The organism is Sphingobacterium thermophilum, assembly GCF_039541675.1.
GTDB lineage: Bacteria > Bacteroidota > Bacteroidia > Sphingobacteriales > Sphingobacteriaceae > Sphingobacterium > Sphingobacterium thermophilum.
Genome location: NZ_BAABGR010000044.1, coordinates 1 through 19,051, shown reverse-complemented (window position 1 = coordinate 19,051; position 19,051 = coordinate 1). Strand labels below are relative to the sequence as shown.

The following is a 19,051-nucleotide window of genomic DNA, read 5'->3' as shown; positions in this document are numbered from 1 at the left end:
AAATAAGGTCATGAGTATATTGGATAAAGAGACCCAATCTCGTATTGATAGTTGGTTGACTAATGAATATGATGAAGAAACAGTCGCACAAGTTCAAAAGCTGATTGACGACAACCAGGAATCAGAACTGTTAGACGCTTTCTATAAAGAGCTTGAATTTGGAACGGGAGGACTGCGAGGAATAATGGGAGTAGGCTCCAACCGCATGAATAAATATACTATTGGAAAAGCCACACAAGGACTTTCCAATTATCTTAAAAAGCAATTTCCGAACGAACAGATCAAGGTTGCGGTATCGTACGACAGCCGCAACAATTCGCAAGGTTTCGGCCATCTGGTTGCCGATGTCTTTTCGGCTAATGGTATCCATGTCTTTTTATTTGAGCAGCTGCGTCCTACGCCTATGCTTTCTTTTGCCGTAAGACATTACAGTTGCCATGCCGGCGTGATGTTGACAGCTTCACACAATCCGAAGGAATATAACGGCTATAAGGCTTATTGGAATGATGGCGGACAGCTGGTACCTCCACACGACAAAAATGTCATTGCTGAAGTCAATGCCATCCAATCCGTTGCGGAAATAAAATTTGAAAGAGTTCCGGAGAACATAACGTTGATAGATGAGTCTTTCGATGATATATATGTGGAAGCCAACAAGCGTCTGAGTATACATCCTGAGGCGGTAGCCGCGCAGAAAGACTTGAAAATCGTTTATTCGCCGATTCACGGGACAGGAATCACTGTTGTACCTAAAATGTTGAAAACATGGGGCTTCACCAACGTTACGGTGGTGGAAGAGCAGGCAACTCCCGATGGCAATTTCCCTACAGTAGTGTATCCGAACCCGGAAGAGGAAGAAGCTATGTCTATTGCTAAGAAAAAAGGTCAGGAAGTAGGAGCAGATATTATCATGACTACAGACCCTGACGCCGACCGCGTTGGCGTGGCGGTACGCAATAGCAATGGAGAATACCAGCTGCTCAACGGCAACCAGATCGGTAGCTTGTTGACGTACTACGTTCTTTCTTCGTATAAGGATAAGGGTTTATTGAAGGAAAACGATTATATCGTTAAAACCATAGTTACTACAAACCTTATTACGGATATCAGCGAAAGCTTCAACGTGAAGTCGTACGAAACCCTGACAGGTTTTAAATATATCGGGGAGGTGATGACCCAAAAGCTGGGACAGGAAAACTATCTCGTAGGGGGAGAAGAAAGTTATGGATTTTTGGTGGGAGACCTTGTAAGAGATAAAGATGCGGTCAATGCCTGTGCTTTTATTGCAGAGATGACGGCCTACTTCAAAAATCAAGGAAAAACGCTTTTTGAAGTGCTTCTAGACTTATACGTTCAATATGGGTTTTATAAAGAGAAATTAATTTCACTTACCAAAAAAGGGAAAGCAGGGGCCGATGAGATCAAGCAGATGATGAAAAATCTGCGTGAAAATAAGCCTGAAATCTTGGGTGGGGTGAAAGTAGCAGAAATTAGGGACTATCTGGCTTTGGAAGCAACGAACCTCAACTCCAATGAAATCACAAAGATAGATCTTCCAAAATCCGACGTGCTTCAGTTTATTACGATAGATGGAGATGTGATCTCTGCCAGGCCATCGGGAACAGAACCAAAGATCAAGTTCTATTGTTCAGTAAAAGAAAGCCTACTTGATAAATCACAGTATGAGTCAGTAGCAGCCAAATTGGAACAAAAGGTGGAAAACATAATGGCTGATATCGTGAAAGAATAAGCATGCAGAAGTGGAAAATACTCGATTCTAAATATATTATTCAACGGCCTTGGGCAACTTTACGGGTAGATAAAGTACAGTTGCCCAACGGATACGTGAAAGAAGAATATTATGTTCTGGAGTATCCTTCCTGGGTCAATATGGTTGCTTTCACGGAGGATGGAAAAATCTTAATGGTGAGGCAATACCGTCATGGCGCTCAGCAAATCATGCTGGAACTTCCGGCAGGAGTCGTAGAGGAAGGTGAAAATCCACAAGAGGCGGCCAGAAGAGAGTTGTTAGAAGAAACAGGCTACGCCTTCGATACTATTACGTATATCTGTAAGCTGTATGCCAACCCGGCAACAAGCGGCAACTTAACTTATACTTACCTTCTCCAAGGAGGTAAGAAGGTGCAAGAGCAACAACTGGACAGTTCCGAAGATATTGAAGTGGTGGAACTTTCAGTCGATGAGGTTAAAAAGATGTTGTGGGATAATAAGATTGGCCAGTCTCTCCACTGCTCAGCTCTATTTTATACTCTCCATACACTAGGTTACTTTAACTAAGCTTATCGTTTTTTTTGAGGAACAGCAATATTTTGTTGCGTTTCAATAATAAATAAAAAATTGTTGTTTTTCGTTTGTGTAATTGCTTTAAACTTAATATTTTTATACCATAAATCAACAAAAGTTGTTTTGATTAATGATATTAGACAAACAATTCTTTTGTTGAGTTGTTTACATACAAAGTACCGATTGAAAAAACTTAAATATTATTCAAGCTAACCAAGTTTATTTTTAGCAGAGACTGTTTTTATTATTAATAAAACGTATTAATCAGTTGTATAAATTAGGTTTGTTTTTTAAAGTAACTAATTATGACTAATAAGACGGAAAAGCGGCTTTATGAAAAGCCCGACATTGCGTATTATCTTGTACACTTAGAGGATAATATAGCCAGTACATCATCTACCATTGGTTTTGGAAACCCTAACACAAATTATCAACCTGAAACGGAAGACTGGAATGAAGAAACAAATAACCATGACTATGAATTCTAAGACATTAAAGCCCCTAAGAAGTCTTTTCTTTTTATTTGCAGTTTTCGGGGTGACTGTTACAACATGGAGTTGTAGAAAGGAAAATAAATCACTCGATAGTGATGGGGAAAGCGCTATATTCTTTGATGTCCTCGGCATCGATGAGGGTTCCTCCTTATTAGCGTCTGCACAGCAAGACAAAAAGGATAAAGTTCAGCTTACTTCATATGGAGAGTATGAAATTTTAACTTCTGTAGAGGATAATATTCTTCCGGCAGCAGATAGTAAAGGCAAGAAGGGAGCAACACCGCTAGAGCAGAATGTGAAGTACCGTATAGAAGTATTTAAAGTTGAAAGTGGAAACCAGATTCATGTAAAATCATTAGATAGGGAGTCCGGCCAGGCCGTTTCGCCAACAGATACAATACGTGTAGAGTATGGTGGTACTTATAAATGGTATGCCTATACCTATAATACTCCGGATCCTATTGCTACAGCTCCAGGAGAGGTCGAGGTTCCTATGGGTGAAAATAAGGACTTTATGTATGATTCTGGAGAAATCACAGTAGATTTTACTAGCAACAAACCTATTCATATTAGCTTTAAGCGTAAAACAGCCAGAATCCAACTAGAAATAGATGGACGCGGGGCTAATGCGGATGAAATTTCTGCTATAAGTATCACTCTTCCATCAGGTCTAGTGAAAACAGCTAACTTCAACCTACAAAGTGGAACTATAGAGGGAACCGCCACGGATGTAAGTCTTCCTGTACTAACCACAGATGATTTCGAAGATGTAAATGGTCCATACCGGAAGAGAAGTAAATTCTTTCATACTGTTGTGACAGGACCGGTAGCTTCCATTCAAAGTAATGGATTGCAGATTAAGGTACGTAACAATCCTTCTTTATTTTCTGCGGCGCTACCTGGTGAGACAATATCTCCTTTAGAGGTTACAAGAGACTTAGCATCACCAAGTAAAATTATTTCTTTTTCTTTCAATAATACTCTTGAAGCAGGAAAAAGTGTATTGCTGAAAGTGGATTTATTAGAGTCGGGTATTGTTTATCGAAGTGTTGGCGGAACTCCTATTGAATGGGCTAGATCGAACCTATATATGCATGCTAACAGTGGTGATCATAGATATAGGTTGTATCCTGACAATATACAGACTAAAGATCCTGCCACCTTCTTTTCTTTTAAAGGACATATTCCTTTACGTCTTGCAGAAAGAGATAATAACCCTAAAGATCCTTGTTCATTGATTTATCCGGCTGGAAGATGGAAAACAGCAACTCAGCAGGAATATGATGTCATAACTGCCTCTTCTGGGCTATTGACAAATTTATTAACCAACATTGGAAGTATACTAACTAACACACCTTCTTATACCCAGATATCGAATGAGACTCCAGGCGGAAGATATATAAAATATACCGATGTTAATGCTCCAAGCAACTCTAATTTTTCTGCGGCAGCAAATAACATTCAATTCCCGTTTAATGGAGAACATGTGGTAGTAGACCTTTTAAATTTCGTTAACGGCTCCTTGATTTCTTTGAATTTGGGTAGCTCTTATAATACGATGTCGGGAATGTGGACTAGACAAGATTTGCTAGATGTTCCGTTATTGAATACCAGTGTAGGCGCGTGGTCATATCATGGGTCTAGAAGTTTAACAGGCAGATCTTATGCTGTTGTAGGTGTAGGAGCTTTAGCTGAATTGGATTTATTAGGGATTAATATTCTTTCATCAAACTTTATGAATGTGAGATGTACAAGGAACAAAAACTGGGATGCTAATACTACTCCAAGAGAACCGGTTTATTAAGAGCTAGAATCTATATATTACCTATAAATAGGCGCTAATTTTGTTGCGATAAGCACAAATTGGCGCTTATTTTTTATCTTTGCGCCATGGCAAGAGAGATATTCGAAACGAAGCGCAAGGCTTTGAAAATTAACCTTGATCCGGCGATTTATGGAACTTTTGCAGAGATTGGGGCCGGACAGGAAGTGGCGAGAAATTTCTTTGAGGCGGGGGCTGCTTCGGGGACTATTGCAAAGACCATCTCCGCATACGACATGGCTTTTTCGGATGCTATTTACGGGGCAGAAGAATCTGGACGATATGTAAGCCGTACGCGTCTTCGTAAAATGTTAGAACACGAATTTTCTCTTCTTACCGAAAGGCTGAATACTGATAAATACAAAGACAAAAAGTTTTTCGCCTTTGCAGACACTGTAACCACCCTAAACTTTACAAAAACCAATGATCCGCACGGCTGGCTAGGCATACGTTTTCAGTCAGAAGTGGGAGGTCCTACAAATGATATCATCATGCACGTCCGCTTATTGGACTCCGACAACCGCCTTCAGGCTAAGGTGCTTGGTATTTTGGGGGTTAACCTTGTCTTTGCGGCATACTATTATGCCCATGACCCACAAACCATGATCGAATCGTTGGTGGACAATCTGTCCGTAGGAGCAGTGGAAATAGACCTTATTAAGCTTACAGGTCCTGTTTTCGAAAATGTAAACGAACGATTGGTAAACTTATATCTTATAGCTAAGGGTTTCTCAAAAGCAGCTCTGTTTAAGCCGGATGGCAAAGCGGCACAGATTAAAGATTTCTTATACAAAAAAAATATCGTTGTATTGCGAACCAAATACCGTCAGAAATCGCTGCCTAACTTCGATCTGTTCAACCTTGCTGTGGAGCAGTTTAAAAGGGATGCAGGGGCAACGCAGGAAAATACCGTTGTACTTATTGAGGTACTGATGGGCAATGTGCTGGATGAAGAATCGGATTTGACTATCGATGATCTGAAATATTTTGCCGACAGAGCCGAAGAGCTGTGCGCTACAGGAAACAACATTTTGGTGTCCAACTTCCGCCGAAATAATCACTTAGCGGAATTTTTCAAAAACTTCAAACCGGGGAATGTGGGAATTGCTACCAACGTTTCCAACCTCAGAAATATCTTTAATTCGGATAATTACAACAAAGATAATTATACGCACGAATTGCTGTCTTACATTTCAGGTATGTTCAGCACCAACGTAAAGCTATATGCTTATCCTTATCTGAATAAGAAGGAAAATAAGATTGTGACAGCAAAAAATCTTAAAGTGTCAGAGGAAGCTAAGCCATTATACGACTTCCTTATACAGAACAAATACATTGTAGATATAGAAAATTATGACGAAAGATATGTGAAGACCGTGTAGCGGTATTCACCCTGAAAAAGAAAGCCTTCGACGATAATCTCTCGAAGGCTTTTTTGTCAAATCTTCGCTATAATTTCTATAGAAAGAAGTACTTTTTGCAATTTTCTGTAAATTCTATACCAAAACACTATACTTTTGTTGAGATTATAAAAATTTCGGATGAAAGCAACTTACATTGATTATAAGGATACCAATAGTTTTTCGAAAACGTTATTAGCTTATCTGGCTGCAGATGAAGGCCTGAAAGAGTTTTATGGCAATGCGCCTAATTTTGACGGCTTTGCCGATCAGATGAAACGTAAGTCTTCTTTCGCTAACCGACAACTTTTGGTTTCCTCCCTAAAAGATCAATACGGAGAGTTGCTGAAGGATTCTCCTGAAGTGGCAAAAAACATAGAGTTGCTTGCTCAAGACAACACGTTTACTGTTACGACAGGACATCAACTAAATATTTTTACCGGACCTCTATATTTTATCTTTAAGATTGTCACGGCCATTCGTCTGGCAAAGGATCTGAAGGTGCAGTTTCCTGAGAAGGAATTTGTGCCCGTATATTGGATGGCCACGGAAGATCATGACTTCGAGGAGATAAACAATACGCGGGTTTATAACAAAAAGATAGTGTGGGATGTTCCTGGTATTTCAGCTACCGGAAGAATGAAGACCGATACTATGGAGGCCGTAGTGCGTCAATATATTGGTATGCTGGGACTTTCTCCTAACTCTTTGAAGCTCGCTTCTATTGTAGAAGAGGCCTATCTTCGAGGGCGCAGCCTGGCAGAGGCCACTCGTGTATTAGTAAACGCTCTATTCAAAGAGTACGGATTAATCATTGTTGATGCCGATCGTAAAGAGCTCAAAGAGCTTTTCGCTCCGATTATAAAAGAAGATATTCTGAAAGAGAAAAGCTTCCATGCGATATCGAAAACTTCAGCACTACTGGAAGAGAAGGGTTTTGGCACACAGGTACATGCTCGTGAATGCAATTTTTTCTATCTGACGGATGAATTTAGAGAGCGTATTGTGAAGGGAGAAGACGGCAGGTATGAGGTGTTGCATCGAGATATCTTTTTCTCAGAGGAAGAGCTTGTGGCTGAAATCTTTAGGCATCCAGAGCGGTTCAGTCCTAACGTGGTCATGCGCCCTCTATATCAAGAGTTAATTTTGCCCAATCTAGCATATATCGGAGGGGGAGCTGAGATTGTATATTGGTTGCAGCTCAAAGCTAACTTTGATCAGTATAAGGTTCCTTTCCCTATTCTTGTTCCCCGAAATTCGGCAATGATTACGGATGATACGGTGGCAAGTAAGATTTATCGTCTAGACCTTACCTTTAAATCTATCTTTAAACCTACCGCCACACTCCAAAATGAATACGTGCGTAGGCATACCACCCACAGACTCAACTTGAGGGATGAATGGATGGAGTTTAACGCTATCTTCGGTAAGATAAAGCTGCGTGCCCATAAGATTGATGCTAGTCTGGCGCCAAGTACGGATGCGGTAAAGGCCCGCCTGAAAAAGGCCATTAATAATTTGGAAAAGAAGCTGCTGAAGGCTGATAAGCGTAATCATCAAGAGGCTTTAATTCAGATCGAAAGACTTAAAGATAAGCTGTTCCCAAATGGGGGGCTGCAGGAGCGATCAGAAAATTTTGCTACCCTTTATATTAAATATGGTGATGATTTGGTAAGAGAGCTAATCAAGCATTTTAACCCTCTGGAATTCAAGTTTACGATTCTATATTAGCAGGAAGAAGGAAGAACCCCTCCAGCTGCAAAGCAGTGAAGGGGTCTCGTAGTGCTAGGTGTAGAATATGTATGAACATTAAGGTAAATTGTTGATGGCATCTATAACCTGTTGTATGCTTCCGTCTTGCAGTTCGGCATAAGTGAAGGTTATAATCTGATTAGGAGAGATTGTCGCTACAGGTTTGACAGCATATTTGAAGCCACCATTGTATTCCGATACTAAGATATAGTACACTTCAGTTCCTATAGGCATTTTGGTGCTGGCATAAGCCAAGGCATGTGGATTAGATTTGGCGGCCATGAAGATATAGCTGTTGCTGCTGTTGAAGCCCACAGGTGTCTGAAAGGTAACGTAGGTGAAACCTTGTCCCAAGTCTACAAATCTGTCATAATTAAACCATTCGAAATTGCTTACGAAGGCGTTGTAGGCTTCCTCGTTGGAAGCTTGGTTGAAGCCTATCCAAAAATCTGTAGTTTGAGTAATATTTTCCCAAAACAGGTTGTCGTTGGCATCTATAGTTCCGGCAAAAACCTCCATGTCGTTGTCTGTACCGCCAGTGATGCTGGTAGGAGCATGGATGGTAAACCCACAGTCCGTAATTAGCTCTTCTCCATTCTGATATACTTTTACCAGAAATTCTCCACCTGAAGTCAAAAGGTGAGGTTCGCCGTTGAGCAGGCCTACAGTAGGTTTGTTGGTAGCCAACATGGTACCTCTGTCGAAAATTTCAATGTATTTGAGTTGTACCTGTCCGCTTACAGGATCTCCGTTTTGTTTTTTGAGGCAGGCTCCATTGATTATTACTTTTACTCCTTTTTCGGATGTGAACGTATATAATTCACTCGCATCAAAGACGTCTTCTTGCGTTATAGCTTCCAAGTTGCTTGCAAAAAGATTTTTTAATGCCTCTCCAGATGGAGAATAGATGGGCTCTGTCACGGTGTCGTTAGAACAAGAGACAAATCCGATGAAGAGTGATAAAATTCCGAGTATTGGTAACATCTTTTTCATAGTCTTAAAGTTTAAAGGGTTAATAACGTCTTTCTTTACCGTTATATAAAGGTTTGGATAAAATTGTTACCCCTTAATCCTTAAGATTTGCTTAGAAAATTTCAGCTATCATACAGCGAAGTGAGCCGCCCCCGAGCCGTTCTATGGTATAGATGGGGGCTGTGACTATTTTACCAAAGAGAGATAGTTGATCTTTTTGCTCTTTGGTGAAAGTTTTATATGCTTGTTCGCTCATTACTATAAGAGGTTGGCCATCAATGCTATGTAGCTCCAGAATATTGCCGCAGAAATGATTCATCTGCGCTTCGGAGATAGTGATGATGGTTTTATTCGTGTTGATTAAAGCCTGTATGACTTTGCTTTTTTCTTGTTCGGCCAAGATGCTGTCGAGACAGATTACGCAGAAACTTGTCCCTAATGCCATCATCACATTGGTGTGGTAGACGGGTTCTCTTTTGTTATCTATCAGCTGTGTAGCGTGAAATATGATAGGGATATACTCGTTGTCTTTGCAGAATAGATGTACGAGCTCTTCGTTAGCCCGTTCGGAGAGTGAGCAGTAGGCGATTCGGTTTATCCTGTCAAGGACAAGCACCCCGGTACCTTCTAGAAAGAGGTTTTCTTCTACAAATGGAGTGTAATCCAACACTTCGGAATAGCTGATTCCTTGACTTTTCAGGAAGGCTAAAGGTTGTAAGAGATGTTCGCGCCGTCTGTTGGGCGCAAACATGGGGTAGAGAATAGCTCTATCACCGTGAAAAGAAATGATATTGTTAGGAAATAAGCTGTCTGGAGTGTCGTATTCTCCCGAATCTTGAAGGACGAAGACCTCAATTCCTTCAGATCTGAGAATATCTACCGTGTTGTCGAACTCCTGTTGTGCCAATCCATTAGCATTTTTTTCTTCGTTTGTTTGGTCTTGAAAAAAATTATTTACGGCCGTCTCTTCGTTGGTTCTGAAAGAGCCCGGCCTTACCATTAAAATGTGTGATGTTGTCTGCTTCATGATTCCCGAACTAAAGGTAAAGTAGAACAGCGTAATAGTCCCTCCTGCTTTCCTATTTCGTAGTACGGCACTTTCTCCACAATTAACCCGTTACTTTCTAACCATGTGTTAAGTTTATGGAAGTTTCTTTCAGAAACCACCACTTGTGGGGAGATGGAGAAAATGTTGGAGTACATTTCGTACATATCATCTGCTGAAATATGAAAAAGGTTTTCTTCACCGAAAATTTCCCGGATAATGTTATAGCTTTTTTGATCTCTGAAGCCCCCTTTGAAGACGATGGCTTTGTCGTATCCTACCGGCTGAAAACAACAATCGAGGTGTAGGGCATTGGCCCTTGGGTCGGTCATAGATTTTATCAAGTCGCAGTCTATTACATTTTTGTGAGGGAAAAGCTCTTTTAAGAACTCTACCCCCGCACGATTGGTCCTAGCAGTATTTAGGGATGAATAATCTTCTCCGTAATAGCATCCCACGAAAATATATTCATTCCAAAGGATGACATCTCCTCCTTCGATATGTACTTCTTCAGGAGGGATGATAAACCTGCTTTTATCGATTTGCTCTATGATATAATCTATGGCGTTCCATTCTTCAGCTCTGTCCGGTAAGATGTTGGACTTAATAAAGCAATCGTCGATGACAAAGCCTATATCTCGGGTAAAGATTTGGTTGAGATTGGGGATAATTCTAGGGCGCAGTACGTCAACACCATATTTTTTCAATACTTTCTCAAAGGCTGTCATTTCCGCTACCATATCTTGCTCCAGAGGATATGTGCCAGCTAAGATATGTTCGAGCGATTTTGGATCGTAAGCCTCTTCGGGTGTAGGTGTAGGTCCATTGCTATTAGCAATGCCTAAAACAACTTTCTTAAGGGTTGATGTTTCATTTTTTACGTTAAGTTTAAGCATATAATCGGTATTTCTGATATCACTAAATTACGTAATTAACGCTATATTTTTTTCTTATAAGGAAAGAATTGAAAACCTTTCTATAGAAGGAAGGAATGCGTAAAATATTTTAAAAAATGCCCATTTAGCCCTAAATTTTTTATAATAAAATCGGAGAGTGGTTAATAGCTCTGTAAAATATTTGGTTATAGAACTTATCGTCCGGAAAAGTGTCTAAAAATGAGTATCTTTGCGCATTCAATAAAATTCTTTTCAAAAGAAAATAGTTTGTTTTCAGAGAGTTAAATAGAAGTTCTTGCAATTATAAAGCGTAATGAGTAACGTACACTATCAAGAAAAATTTCAGGATCGTCATAATGGTCCGGACGCTGCACAGACCGAGGAAATGTTAAAGGTCATTGGTGTAGCTTCTTTAGAAGAGTTGATCGAACAGACTGTTCCGGCTCAAATCAGAAGAAAAGCGATGAATCTTCCTCAGCCACTGAGTGAGGTAGCTTACCTAGAGAAGATTGCCCAAATCGCAGAAAGAAATAAAATTTTCAAATCTTACATTGGTCAGGGCTATTATGATGTCGTATTGCCTGGAGTTATTCAGCGTAATGTGTTTGAAAACCCAGGGTGGTACACCCAATATACGCCATATCAGGCGGAGATTGCGCAAGGACGATTACAAGCATTACTCAACTTCCAAACAGTAATTTCAGACTTCACCGGCTTAGAGATAGCCAACGCCTCACTGTTGGATGAGGCTACGGCGGCGGCGGAAGCTATGTATATGCTTTATGCTGCACGCAAAAACAAAAATGCTAATGTGTTTTTGGTGTCGCCGAATGTGTTCCCGCAAACTTTAGATGTGTTGAAGACGAGAGCGGTTCCTTTCGGTATTGAATTGCGTATTGCAGATGTTGCGGAAGCCAATTTGGCGGACGATGTGTTTGCTGTTTTTGTGCAATATCCTGCAGCAGACGGTACCATTTCCGATTATAAAAATTTAGCGGAAGCTGCACATGCTAAAGATATTACTGTATGTGTTGCTGCCGACCTGATGGCGCTGGCCTTGTTGACTCCTCCGGGAGAATGGGGTGCTGACGTAGTGGTAGGCAACTCGCAGCGCTTCGGCGTTCCTATGGGCTTCGGAGGTCCTCATGCCGCATTTTTCGCTACGAAAGAAGCTTATAAGAGAAATATTCCAGGACGTATTATCGGCGTGACGACAGATTCTAGTGGCAACTATGCATTGCGTATGGCCTTGCAGACACGTGAGCAGCATATCCGCCGTGATAAAGCCTCGTCAAACATATGTACGGCTCAGGCTCTCTTGGCCATCATGGCTTCTTTCTACGCTGTTTACCACGGCCCAGAAGGCATAAAAAATATCGCCACACGTATCAACGACTTGACAAAGCTAGCAGACAAAGCCATTCAAGCTTTGGGCTACGAACAAACTAATAAAACTTATTTCGATACGTTACGTTTCAATGTTGGAGAGCAAGCAGGAACGTTAAAGGCTGAAGCACTCAATAATGAGATGAACTTCTACTACAATGATGGTGTGGTAGGAATATCTATCGATGAGACAACGACGTACCAAGATATTCAGACTATTGTTAAGGTTTTTGCCAAAATCAAAGGAAAAACCTTGGATGAATTGGATTGGGAAAGCTTAGAAAAAGAGTTAGGATCCTCGATCCCTGCGGAATTGATTCGTACTTCTTCTTATCTGACACACCCTGTCTTCAACTCGTACCATTCGGAGCACGAGATGTTGCGTTACATCAAATCTTTAGAAGCCAAAGATTTGTCGTTGTGTCATTCTATGATTCCTTTGGGATCATGTACTATGAAGCTGAACGCCACTACGGAAATGGTTCCTGTAACATGGGCACGCTTCGGAAGGTTGCATCCTTTTGCTCCGGTAGATCAGGTGTCGGGTTACATGCAGCTTATCAATGAGTTGAACGACTGGTTGTGTGAAATCACTGGCTTTGCTAAGATGTCTTTCCAGCCCAACTCGGGAGCACAAGGAGAATATACAGGGTTGATGGTGATTCGTGCGTATCACGAAAGCCGTGGAGAAGGTCACCGTAACGTATGTTTGATTCCTGCTTCAGCTCACGGAACAAACCCAGCTTCGGCCTCTATGGCAGGATTGAAGGTAGTGGTTGTAAAGACAGATGATAAAGGTAATATCGATGTGGAGGATTTGAAAGCTAAAGCTGCAGAGCATGCTGCCAACCTTAACTCATTGATGGTTACTTATCCATCTACTCACGGCGTATTTGAAGAGTCTATTATAGAAATCTGTAATATCATCCATGAAAATGGCGGTCAGGTGTATATGGACGGTGCCAATATGAATGCACAGGTAGGTCTTACCTGTCCAGGATTTATCGGTGCCGATGTATGTCACCTGAACCTACATAAGACGTTCTGTATCCCTCATGGTGGTGGTGGTCCTGGTATGGGTCCTATAGGCGTGGCTGAGCATCTTGTTCCTTTCTTGCCAAACCATGCCGTGGTTAACGTTTCTTCGGAACAAGGAATCACAGCGGTGTCGGCAGCTCCTTTCGGTTCTGCATCTATTCTGTTGATTTCGCATGCCTACATTGCTTTGATGGGCGCAGAAGGACTTACAGAAGCAACAAAAACAGCGATTTTGAATGCTAACTATATCAAAGCGCGCTTGGAGCAGCATTATCCTGTATTGTATGCAGGAGCAAACGGGCGTTGTGCACATGAGATGATTTTGGATTGTAGGGCATTCAAAAATGTAGGTATCGAAGTGGCTGACATTGCTAAGCGTCTTATGGATTACGGCTTCCATGCGCCTACAGTTTCATTCCCTGTGGCCGGAACATTGATGATAGAACCTACAGAGTCTGAATCCAAAGCCGAATTAGATCGATTCTGTGATGCCTTAATCGCTATCCGCCAAGAAATCGCGGCCGTAGAAGCCGGAGAGGTAGATCAGAAAAACAATGTATTGAAAAATGCACCACATACAGCAGCGGTAGTTTCTGCGGACGAGTGGGATCGTCCTTACTCACGCCAGTTGGCGGCTTATCCACTTCCTTATTTGAAGGTTAACAAATTCTGGCCGTCGGTAGGTCGTGTGAATGAATCTCAGGGAGACCGTATGCTGATCTGTTCGTGTCCTCCTGTAGAAGCTTATGCATAAAAGTAAAAACCATTCATACACGAAGCGGCAGTATCAAGATACTGCCGCTTTTGTTTGTTACCAATCTTGCTGTAATAATAGTATATTTGATAGTATATCAATTATAAACTAAGTATTCATGAGATTTTTGGGGCTGGCGGTTTGTGGCATTCTTGTTTTGTTATCCTTTCCAAAGTCGGGAAATGGACAACAGTATATTCCTTTTGCACAACATGTATTTAATGCCTCAAGTGTTAACCCTGCATATTCAGGGTATAAGGAAGATTGGTACGGACAGGTGGGATTGAGAAGCCAGTGGACTTCCGTGAAGGGTGCACCACGGTCGGGTTACCTGTCGGTAGATGGCATTCTGGATAGAGAATATAAGCGGCATGGAGCAGGGGTAGTGTTAAGCTACGATAAGATAGGAGTACAATCGGCGTCGTCTTTTTTTGTGAATTATGCTCTACGCCTGCAGGTTGATGCCGAAGATTCCCAAAGGCTAAGTCTGGGCTTCGCAGGAGGATGGACACAATATAGTCTTAATGGTCGGGAATTAACCTATATAGATGAAGAAGATCCATATGTTCCGCAAGGAATTATCACAACATGGAGACCCGACATTCGGCTAGGAGCGTTCTATTATAGTCCATCGTGGTATGTTGGTATAGCGGTGTATGACCTCTTTTCTGATGCTGACAGCAGAGAGGACTTTGTGTTCAATCAAAATTCTTTAGAAGGGCTGTATAGGAATACGCACGCCTATTTTATGGTGGGAGCAGCCCTTCCTATGTATGCGGGGTGGGTGTTCAGACCCAGTTTGTTGATAAAAGATGACTTGGAGACCCCTACGTCCTTAGATGTCAACGTTATGGCCATTTTTGATGAGAAATTTTGGGTGGGCATGGCATATCGTACAAGAACCAAACTCTTCGGTCGTAATTACAGTGAAGAGACTTTATCGAAGTTCAGCACATTCCGTTCTATAGCTTTGTTGTTGCAGTTTCATACCCCTTCGAAGCTGCGGATAGGTTATTCTTTTGAATACAATCTTAACAGGATTGCGGGGATGAATGGCGGGACACATGAGCTTTCCATTGGAGTTCCTTTTGGACATACTAAAGCCACACCTTTTACCAAACCCAAATATTTTTAACCCTCATTTGTCGATATTTCTTTTTAGGTTTGCATATTATGCAAAAAGGCAAACTTTATTTAATTCCGGTGCCCTTGGCAGAAGGGGCGGAGAAACTGTCCTATACGCTTATTCACCATGACATCATCAATAAGATTGACGAATATGTTGTAGAGAATGAGAAGACGGCACGTAAGTTTTTGAAAGCTGCGGGCTTGGCCATCCCTCAAAGCCAGCTTATCCTGCATGACTATGGAAAGCATGCCCGTGAGGGGGTGGATTATAATAAAGTTTTTGCCAACGTGTTGAAAGGTAAAGATTTAGGCCTTATGTCGGAAGCCGGATGTCCTGCTGTAGCAGATCCGGGAGCAGAGGTGGTTATGGAGGCCCATCGCCGGGGGATACAGGTAATTCCTTTGGTGGGACCCAGTTCTATTCTGCTTGCTTTGATGGCTTCAGGCTTCAATGGACAAAAATTCACTTTCCATGGATATCTGCCTATCGATAAGGGGGAACGAACACGTAAAATCAAGGAACTCGAGGTACAAAGCATGAGAGAAAGGATGACGCAGATATTCATTGAAACACCCTTCCGAAACAATCAACTGTTAGCGGAGCTCTTGCGTGTGGCCAAGCCTTCTACCAAATTGTGTGTGGCAGCCAACCTTACCGCTCCCAATCAAACTATCTTAACAAAGACGGTAGCAGAATGGAAAAGTAGTAGTGTCGATTTACATAAGATTCCGGCGATATTTTTATTGTTTGCATAAGTATTTGTATTTTTATTTATGCGTTTAAAATATTTTCTTACCCTGGTGTTGATGATTGTAACCTTGGGAGGGGCTCAGGGACAGTCTACCTATGTTATCGTGCATGGCGCATGGGGTGGCGCCTGGCAGTTCAAGAAAACTGCGCAGCAACTGCAAGCAGCAGGGCAGGTGGTGTACAGACCAACCTTGACAGGGCTTGGCGAAAGACATCACCTTTATACGGAGTCTGTAGATCTTAAAACACACATTAAAGATGTGGTAAATACCATTCTTTTTGAAGATCTCAAAGAGGTAATCCTCGTGGGACACAGCTATGGCGGTATGGTGGTGACCGGGGTGGCGGACAGCATCCCTGAAAGGATAAAAAAGATAGTATATCTGGACGCTGTTGTTCCTGGCGAAGGGCAGTCATTAGTGCAGAGCATGGGCATGGATGAATCCAATACCCAGCGTTCCCTTGCCATAGAAGGAGGTAGAGTCGTTCCAGCTTGGGTTAGGGATACGACAAAAACACCACGCGATGTGCCTCATCCCCTGGCAAGTTTCATTCAGCCGCTGAACTTTTCGATGGACAGACTTTCTAAACTTCCCATAACATATGTTTTCACTTACGAATCCGATAAGGGAGGTAAAGAAAAAGACGAATTTTATCGTTTTTATCAGAAGGCAAAAGAAAGAAACTGGAAAATAGTGGAGTTGGAAGCTTCCCATAATCCGCAGATTGATAAGCTTAATGAGTTAGTAGCTATATTGTTAGAAGAGAAGTAATGGAAGAGATACTCAATAGTCCCGAATTTCAAGCTATATTACCTTACGCTCCTTACATTTTTTTGGCTTTTGTGATAAGATTGGTGCTGCTAATTCTTTTCTGCATGATGGCAGATTCGACATTGCAGCTGATTAAAGAAGAAAACCGATGTCTTGCTCGTGGGCAGGTGTGGTTTCTGTTGCTCCCCTTTTTCAATATATATTGGAATTTCGTGGTAGTAAGGAGACTTACGGATTCGTTGAACAATGAATTTTACGACAGAAAGCAGGCAGTAGAAGAGAATCCGACCCAGAAGATGGGTTTTTTCTTTGCTGGCACGTTTTTAGTTTACAATTTTCCGCTACCCATGTTCATTGGGTTTGTGCTTTTTATCTTAAACATGGTCGCTCTTTTTCTTTATTTCCTTAAAGTAAAAGAACATCGCGAACTGTTGAGAAATGGTGTAGAAGAAGGATAAGTTAAAGTAGATTGCATGAAGATAAAAGATATAACATCCTATCTGGAGAGTGTTGCGCCTTTAGCCTATCAAGAGTCGTATGACAACTCGGGCTTAATCGTAGGAAATCCAGACGATGAGGTAAATAAGGTTTTGATTTCCTTGGACTGTACGGAGGAAGTGGTAGATGAAGCCATCCGCAAGGGATGTAATCTTATCATTTCTCATCACCCTATAGTATTCAAAGGATTGAAGAGATTCAACAACAGAACCTATGTAGAGCGCACGGTTATTAAAGCTATAAAAAACGATATCGCGCTGTATGCTATCCATACTAATCTGGATAATGTCTTAGGTGGAGTAAACACAAAGATTGCCGAAAAGCTAGGGCTTTTAAATGCAGCTATTTTGAGCCCCAAATCAGGCATTATGAAGAAGCTGGCTGTATATGTTCCACGTGCAAACGTGGAGGATGTGCGTCAGGCGCTCTTCGAAGCAGGGGCCGGCAGTATTGGTGATTACGATCAGTGCAGTTACAATACAGCGGGCTATGGAACCTTTAGACCATTGGCGGGCGCGAATCCCGCAATAGGAGAGGTGGGTACTCAGGAGCGTGTCGAAGAGACTAAAATTGAGGTAGTTTTTCCACAACATATCGAACGTAAAGTTGTGGTGTCCATGTTGGCGGCTCACCCTTATGAGGAGGTAGCCTACAATATCGTTACGCTGGACAATAAATTACAATATGTGGGAGCCGGCGTGATCGGAAACTTAGAGACAGCGGTGGATGCACAAGATTTCTTGGCTTACCTGAAGCAGAAGCTCAACCTTAAGGTCATACGCCACACCAAGCTGCTGAACAAAAAAATAAGCCGCGTAGCTGTATGTGGTGGAGCTGGAGGCTTTCTTCTGGGAGAGGCCAAACGTTCTGGCGCCGACATTTTCATAACGGCAGACTACAAATATCACGAGTTCTTCGACGCAGAAGATGATATTATCATTGCCGATATAGGACACTTTGAGTCAGAACAATTTACACAAGAATTATTATTGGATATAATTCGGAAAAAATTTGTTAACTTTGCTGTCCTATTGACAGAGATAGATACAAATCCAATAAAATACTACAGTTAATGGAACAAACCGTAGAACAAAAATTAAAAGCGTTGTGGGCATTACAATCGATCCACACCAAAATAGATAAAATCCGTCAAGTACGTGGCGAATTGCCTGTGGAAGTAGCTGACCTAGAAGACGAAATTGCTGGGTTAGAAACTCGTCTTGGTAAAATCAGAACGGAATTAGATGATTTAGAAGATTCAATTGTGAAGCGTAGAAATATGATCAAAGACGCTCAGGCGGCGATCAAAAAATACGAAGCACAGTTGAACGAGGTTAAAAATAACCGTGAGTATGATGCTATTTCAAAAGAAATAGAAATCCAGGGTCTTGAAATTCAGGTGTGTGAAAAACGTATCCGTGAAGCAGAATTCGAGATCAAAAACAAGACTGAAGCTTACGAAAAGACACAAAGCAACTTAGAGTTCGCTCAAAAAGAATTGGAAGTCAAAAAGCAAGAGTTAGAGACTATCACTGCTGAGACTAAAATCGAAGAAGATGCTTTGTTGCAAAAAGCGGAGGAAGCAAGCAAAAATATTGAAGAGCGTTTGTTCAAAGTTTACAACAAGCTTCGCGGTTCGTTTCGTAACGGTTTGGCGGTTGTTTCTATCGAGCGTGATAGCTGCTCTGGCTGTCACAACAAAATCCCAGCACAGATGCAGTCTGAAATCCGTCTGCGCAAGAAGATGATTATCTGTGAGCACTGCGGTCGCATCATTGTGGATGAGGAGATTGCTTCAGAAGAGTAATTTTGTAGTATTTCAATATGAAGAGAGGTAAAGCTGATTGAAGTGCACCCTAAAAGTTGGACAAAGTTAAAAATTAATTGTCTATGTGATGAGCTCGATATTTTATCGGGCTCATTCCTTTTAGATTGAGGTTTATTCGATCGTTGTTATAGTATTCAATGTAGTTCTTTATATCCCGTTTAAGTTCATCGATTTCATGGTACTTTTTGAGATAGAATAGTTCAGATTTTA

General features: G+C 41.5%; 17 protein-coding genes. 13 read left to right on the top strand and 4 right to left on the bottom strand.

Annotation, left to right across the window (positions count from 1 at the left end):
- Window positions 1-10 precede the first annotated feature (10 nt).
- The 6 genes from ABD873_RS13420 (at window position 11) to bshC (ending at window position 7,751) form a co-directional block, all read left to right on the top strand.
- The gene (locus ABD873_RS13420) at window positions 11-1,750 is read left to right on the top strand and encodes a phospho-sugar mutase (RefSeq protein ID WP_345069131.1); all 1,740 of its coding nucleotides are present in this window, start codon (window positions 11-13) and stop codon (window positions 1,748-1,750) included.
- Window positions 1,751-1,752: 2 nt separating this feature from the next.
- Complete coding sequence (locus ABD873_RS13415) at window positions 1,753-2,298, top strand: NUDIX hydrolase (RefSeq protein WP_345069129.1); 546 nt, start codon at window positions 1,753-1,755, stop codon at window positions 2,296-2,298.
- A 311-nt stretch (window positions 2,299-2,609) separates the two neighbouring features.
- Window positions 2,610-2,792: a hypothetical protein gene (locus tag ABD873_RS13410; protein WP_345069127.1), complete on the top strand. Its 183-nt coding sequence runs from the start codon at window positions 2,610-2,612 to the stop codon at window positions 2,790-2,792.
- Window positions 2,758-4,602, top strand: a complete 1,845-nt coding sequence (locus ABD873_RS13405) for a fimbrillin family protein (RefSeq protein ID WP_345069125.1) — start codon at window positions 2,758-2,760, stop codon at window positions 4,600-4,602. Before ABD873_RS13410 ends, ABD873_RS13405 begins: the two co-directional genes overlap by 35 nt.
- Before the next feature lie 86 nt (window positions 4,603-4,688).
- Window positions 4,689-6,002, top strand: a complete 1,314-nt coding sequence (locus tag ABD873_RS13400) for a nicotinamide mononucleotide adenylyltransferase (RefSeq protein WP_345069123.1) — start codon at window positions 4,689-4,691, stop codon at window positions 6,000-6,002.
- 159 nt (window positions 6,003-6,161) lie between these two features.
- On the top strand, window positions 6,162-7,751 hold the full coding sequence (bshC, locus tag ABD873_RS13395; RefSeq protein ID WP_345069121.1) for a bacillithiol biosynthesis cysteine-adding enzyme BshC: 1,590 nt from the start codon (window positions 6,162-6,164) through the stop codon (window positions 7,749-7,751).
- A gap of 78 nt (window positions 7,752-7,829) precedes the next feature.
- Here the strand turns inward: bshC and ABD873_RS13390 are convergent, their stop codons facing one another.
- The 3 genes from ABD873_RS13390 to ABD873_RS13380 form a co-directional block, all read right to left on the bottom strand.
- Entirely contained in the window at window positions 7,830-8,765 is a 936-nt protein-coding gene (locus ABD873_RS13390) for a hypothetical protein (RefSeq protein WP_345069119.1), read from the bottom strand.
- Between the two features lie 91 nt (window positions 8,766-8,856).
- On the bottom strand, window positions 8,857-9,771 hold the full coding sequence (gene ctlX, locus ABD873_RS13385) for a citrulline utilization hydrolase CtlX (RefSeq protein WP_345069117.1): 915 nt from the start codon (window positions 9,769-9,771) through the stop codon (window positions 8,857-8,859).
- Entirely contained in the window at window positions 9,768-10,685 is a 918-nt protein-coding gene (locus tag ABD873_RS13380; RefSeq protein ID WP_345069115.1) for a dimethylarginine dimethylaminohydrolase family protein, read from the bottom strand. Before ABD873_RS13380 ends, ctlX begins: the two co-directional genes overlap by 4 nt.
- 313 nt (window positions 10,686-10,998) lie before the next feature.
- Here ABD873_RS13380 and gcvP point away from each other — a divergent pair, with 313 nt between their 5' ends.
- The 7 genes from gcvP to ABD873_RS13345 all read left to right on the top strand — a co-directional run bounded on the left by gcvP (window position 10,999) and on the right by ABD873_RS13345 (window position 18,820).
- Complete coding sequence (gene gcvP / locus ABD873_RS13375) at window positions 10,999-13,863, top strand: aminomethyl-transferring glycine dehydrogenase (RefSeq protein ID WP_345069113.1); 2,865 nt, start codon at window positions 10,999-11,001, stop codon at window positions 13,861-13,863.
- Window positions 13,864-13,981: 118 nt separating this feature from the next.
- Window positions 13,982-14,998, top strand: coding sequence for a PorP/SprF family type IX secretion system membrane protein (locus ABD873_RS13370; protein ID WP_345069110.1), 1,017 nt, complete (start codon window positions 13,982-13,984; stop codon window positions 14,996-14,998).
- 38 nt (window positions 14,999-15,036) lie between these two features.
- Window positions 15,037-15,747, top strand: coding sequence for an SAM-dependent methyltransferase (locus tag ABD873_RS13365; protein WP_345069108.1), 711 nt, complete (start codon window positions 15,037-15,039; stop codon window positions 15,745-15,747).
- An 18-nt stretch (window positions 15,748-15,765) separates the two neighbouring features.
- The gene (locus ABD873_RS13360; protein ID WP_345069106.1) at window positions 15,766-16,515 is read left to right on the top strand and encodes an alpha/beta hydrolase; all 750 of its coding nucleotides are present in this window, start codon (window positions 15,766-15,768) and stop codon (window positions 16,513-16,515) included.
- Window positions 16,515-16,973, top strand: coding sequence for a hypothetical protein (locus ABD873_RS13355; RefSeq protein ID WP_052258703.1), 459 nt, complete (start codon window positions 16,515-16,517; stop codon window positions 16,971-16,973). The genes ABD873_RS13360 and ABD873_RS13355 overlap by 1 nt, the downstream gene beginning before the upstream one ends.
- 15 nt (window positions 16,974-16,988) lie before the next feature.
- Window positions 16,989-18,086, top strand: a complete 1,098-nt coding sequence (locus ABD873_RS13350) for a Nif3-like dinuclear metal center hexameric protein (RefSeq protein WP_345069104.1) — start codon at window positions 16,989-16,991, stop codon at window positions 18,084-18,086.
- A complete protein-coding gene (locus ABD873_RS13345; protein WP_039053428.1) occupies window positions 18,086-18,820 on the top strand; it encodes a zinc ribbon domain-containing protein in 735 nt (244 codons plus the stop codon). The genes ABD873_RS13350 and ABD873_RS13345 overlap by 1 nt, the downstream gene beginning before the upstream one ends.
- Window positions 18,821-18,893: 73 nt before the next feature.
- On the opposite strand, the gene ABD873_RS13340 is transcribed toward ABD873_RS13345, so the two are convergent.
- Window positions 18,894-19,051, bottom strand: a 158-nt coding sequence (locus tag ABD873_RS13340) for an IS3 family transposase (protein WP_345069258.1), incomplete at its 5' end; no start/stop codon positions are given.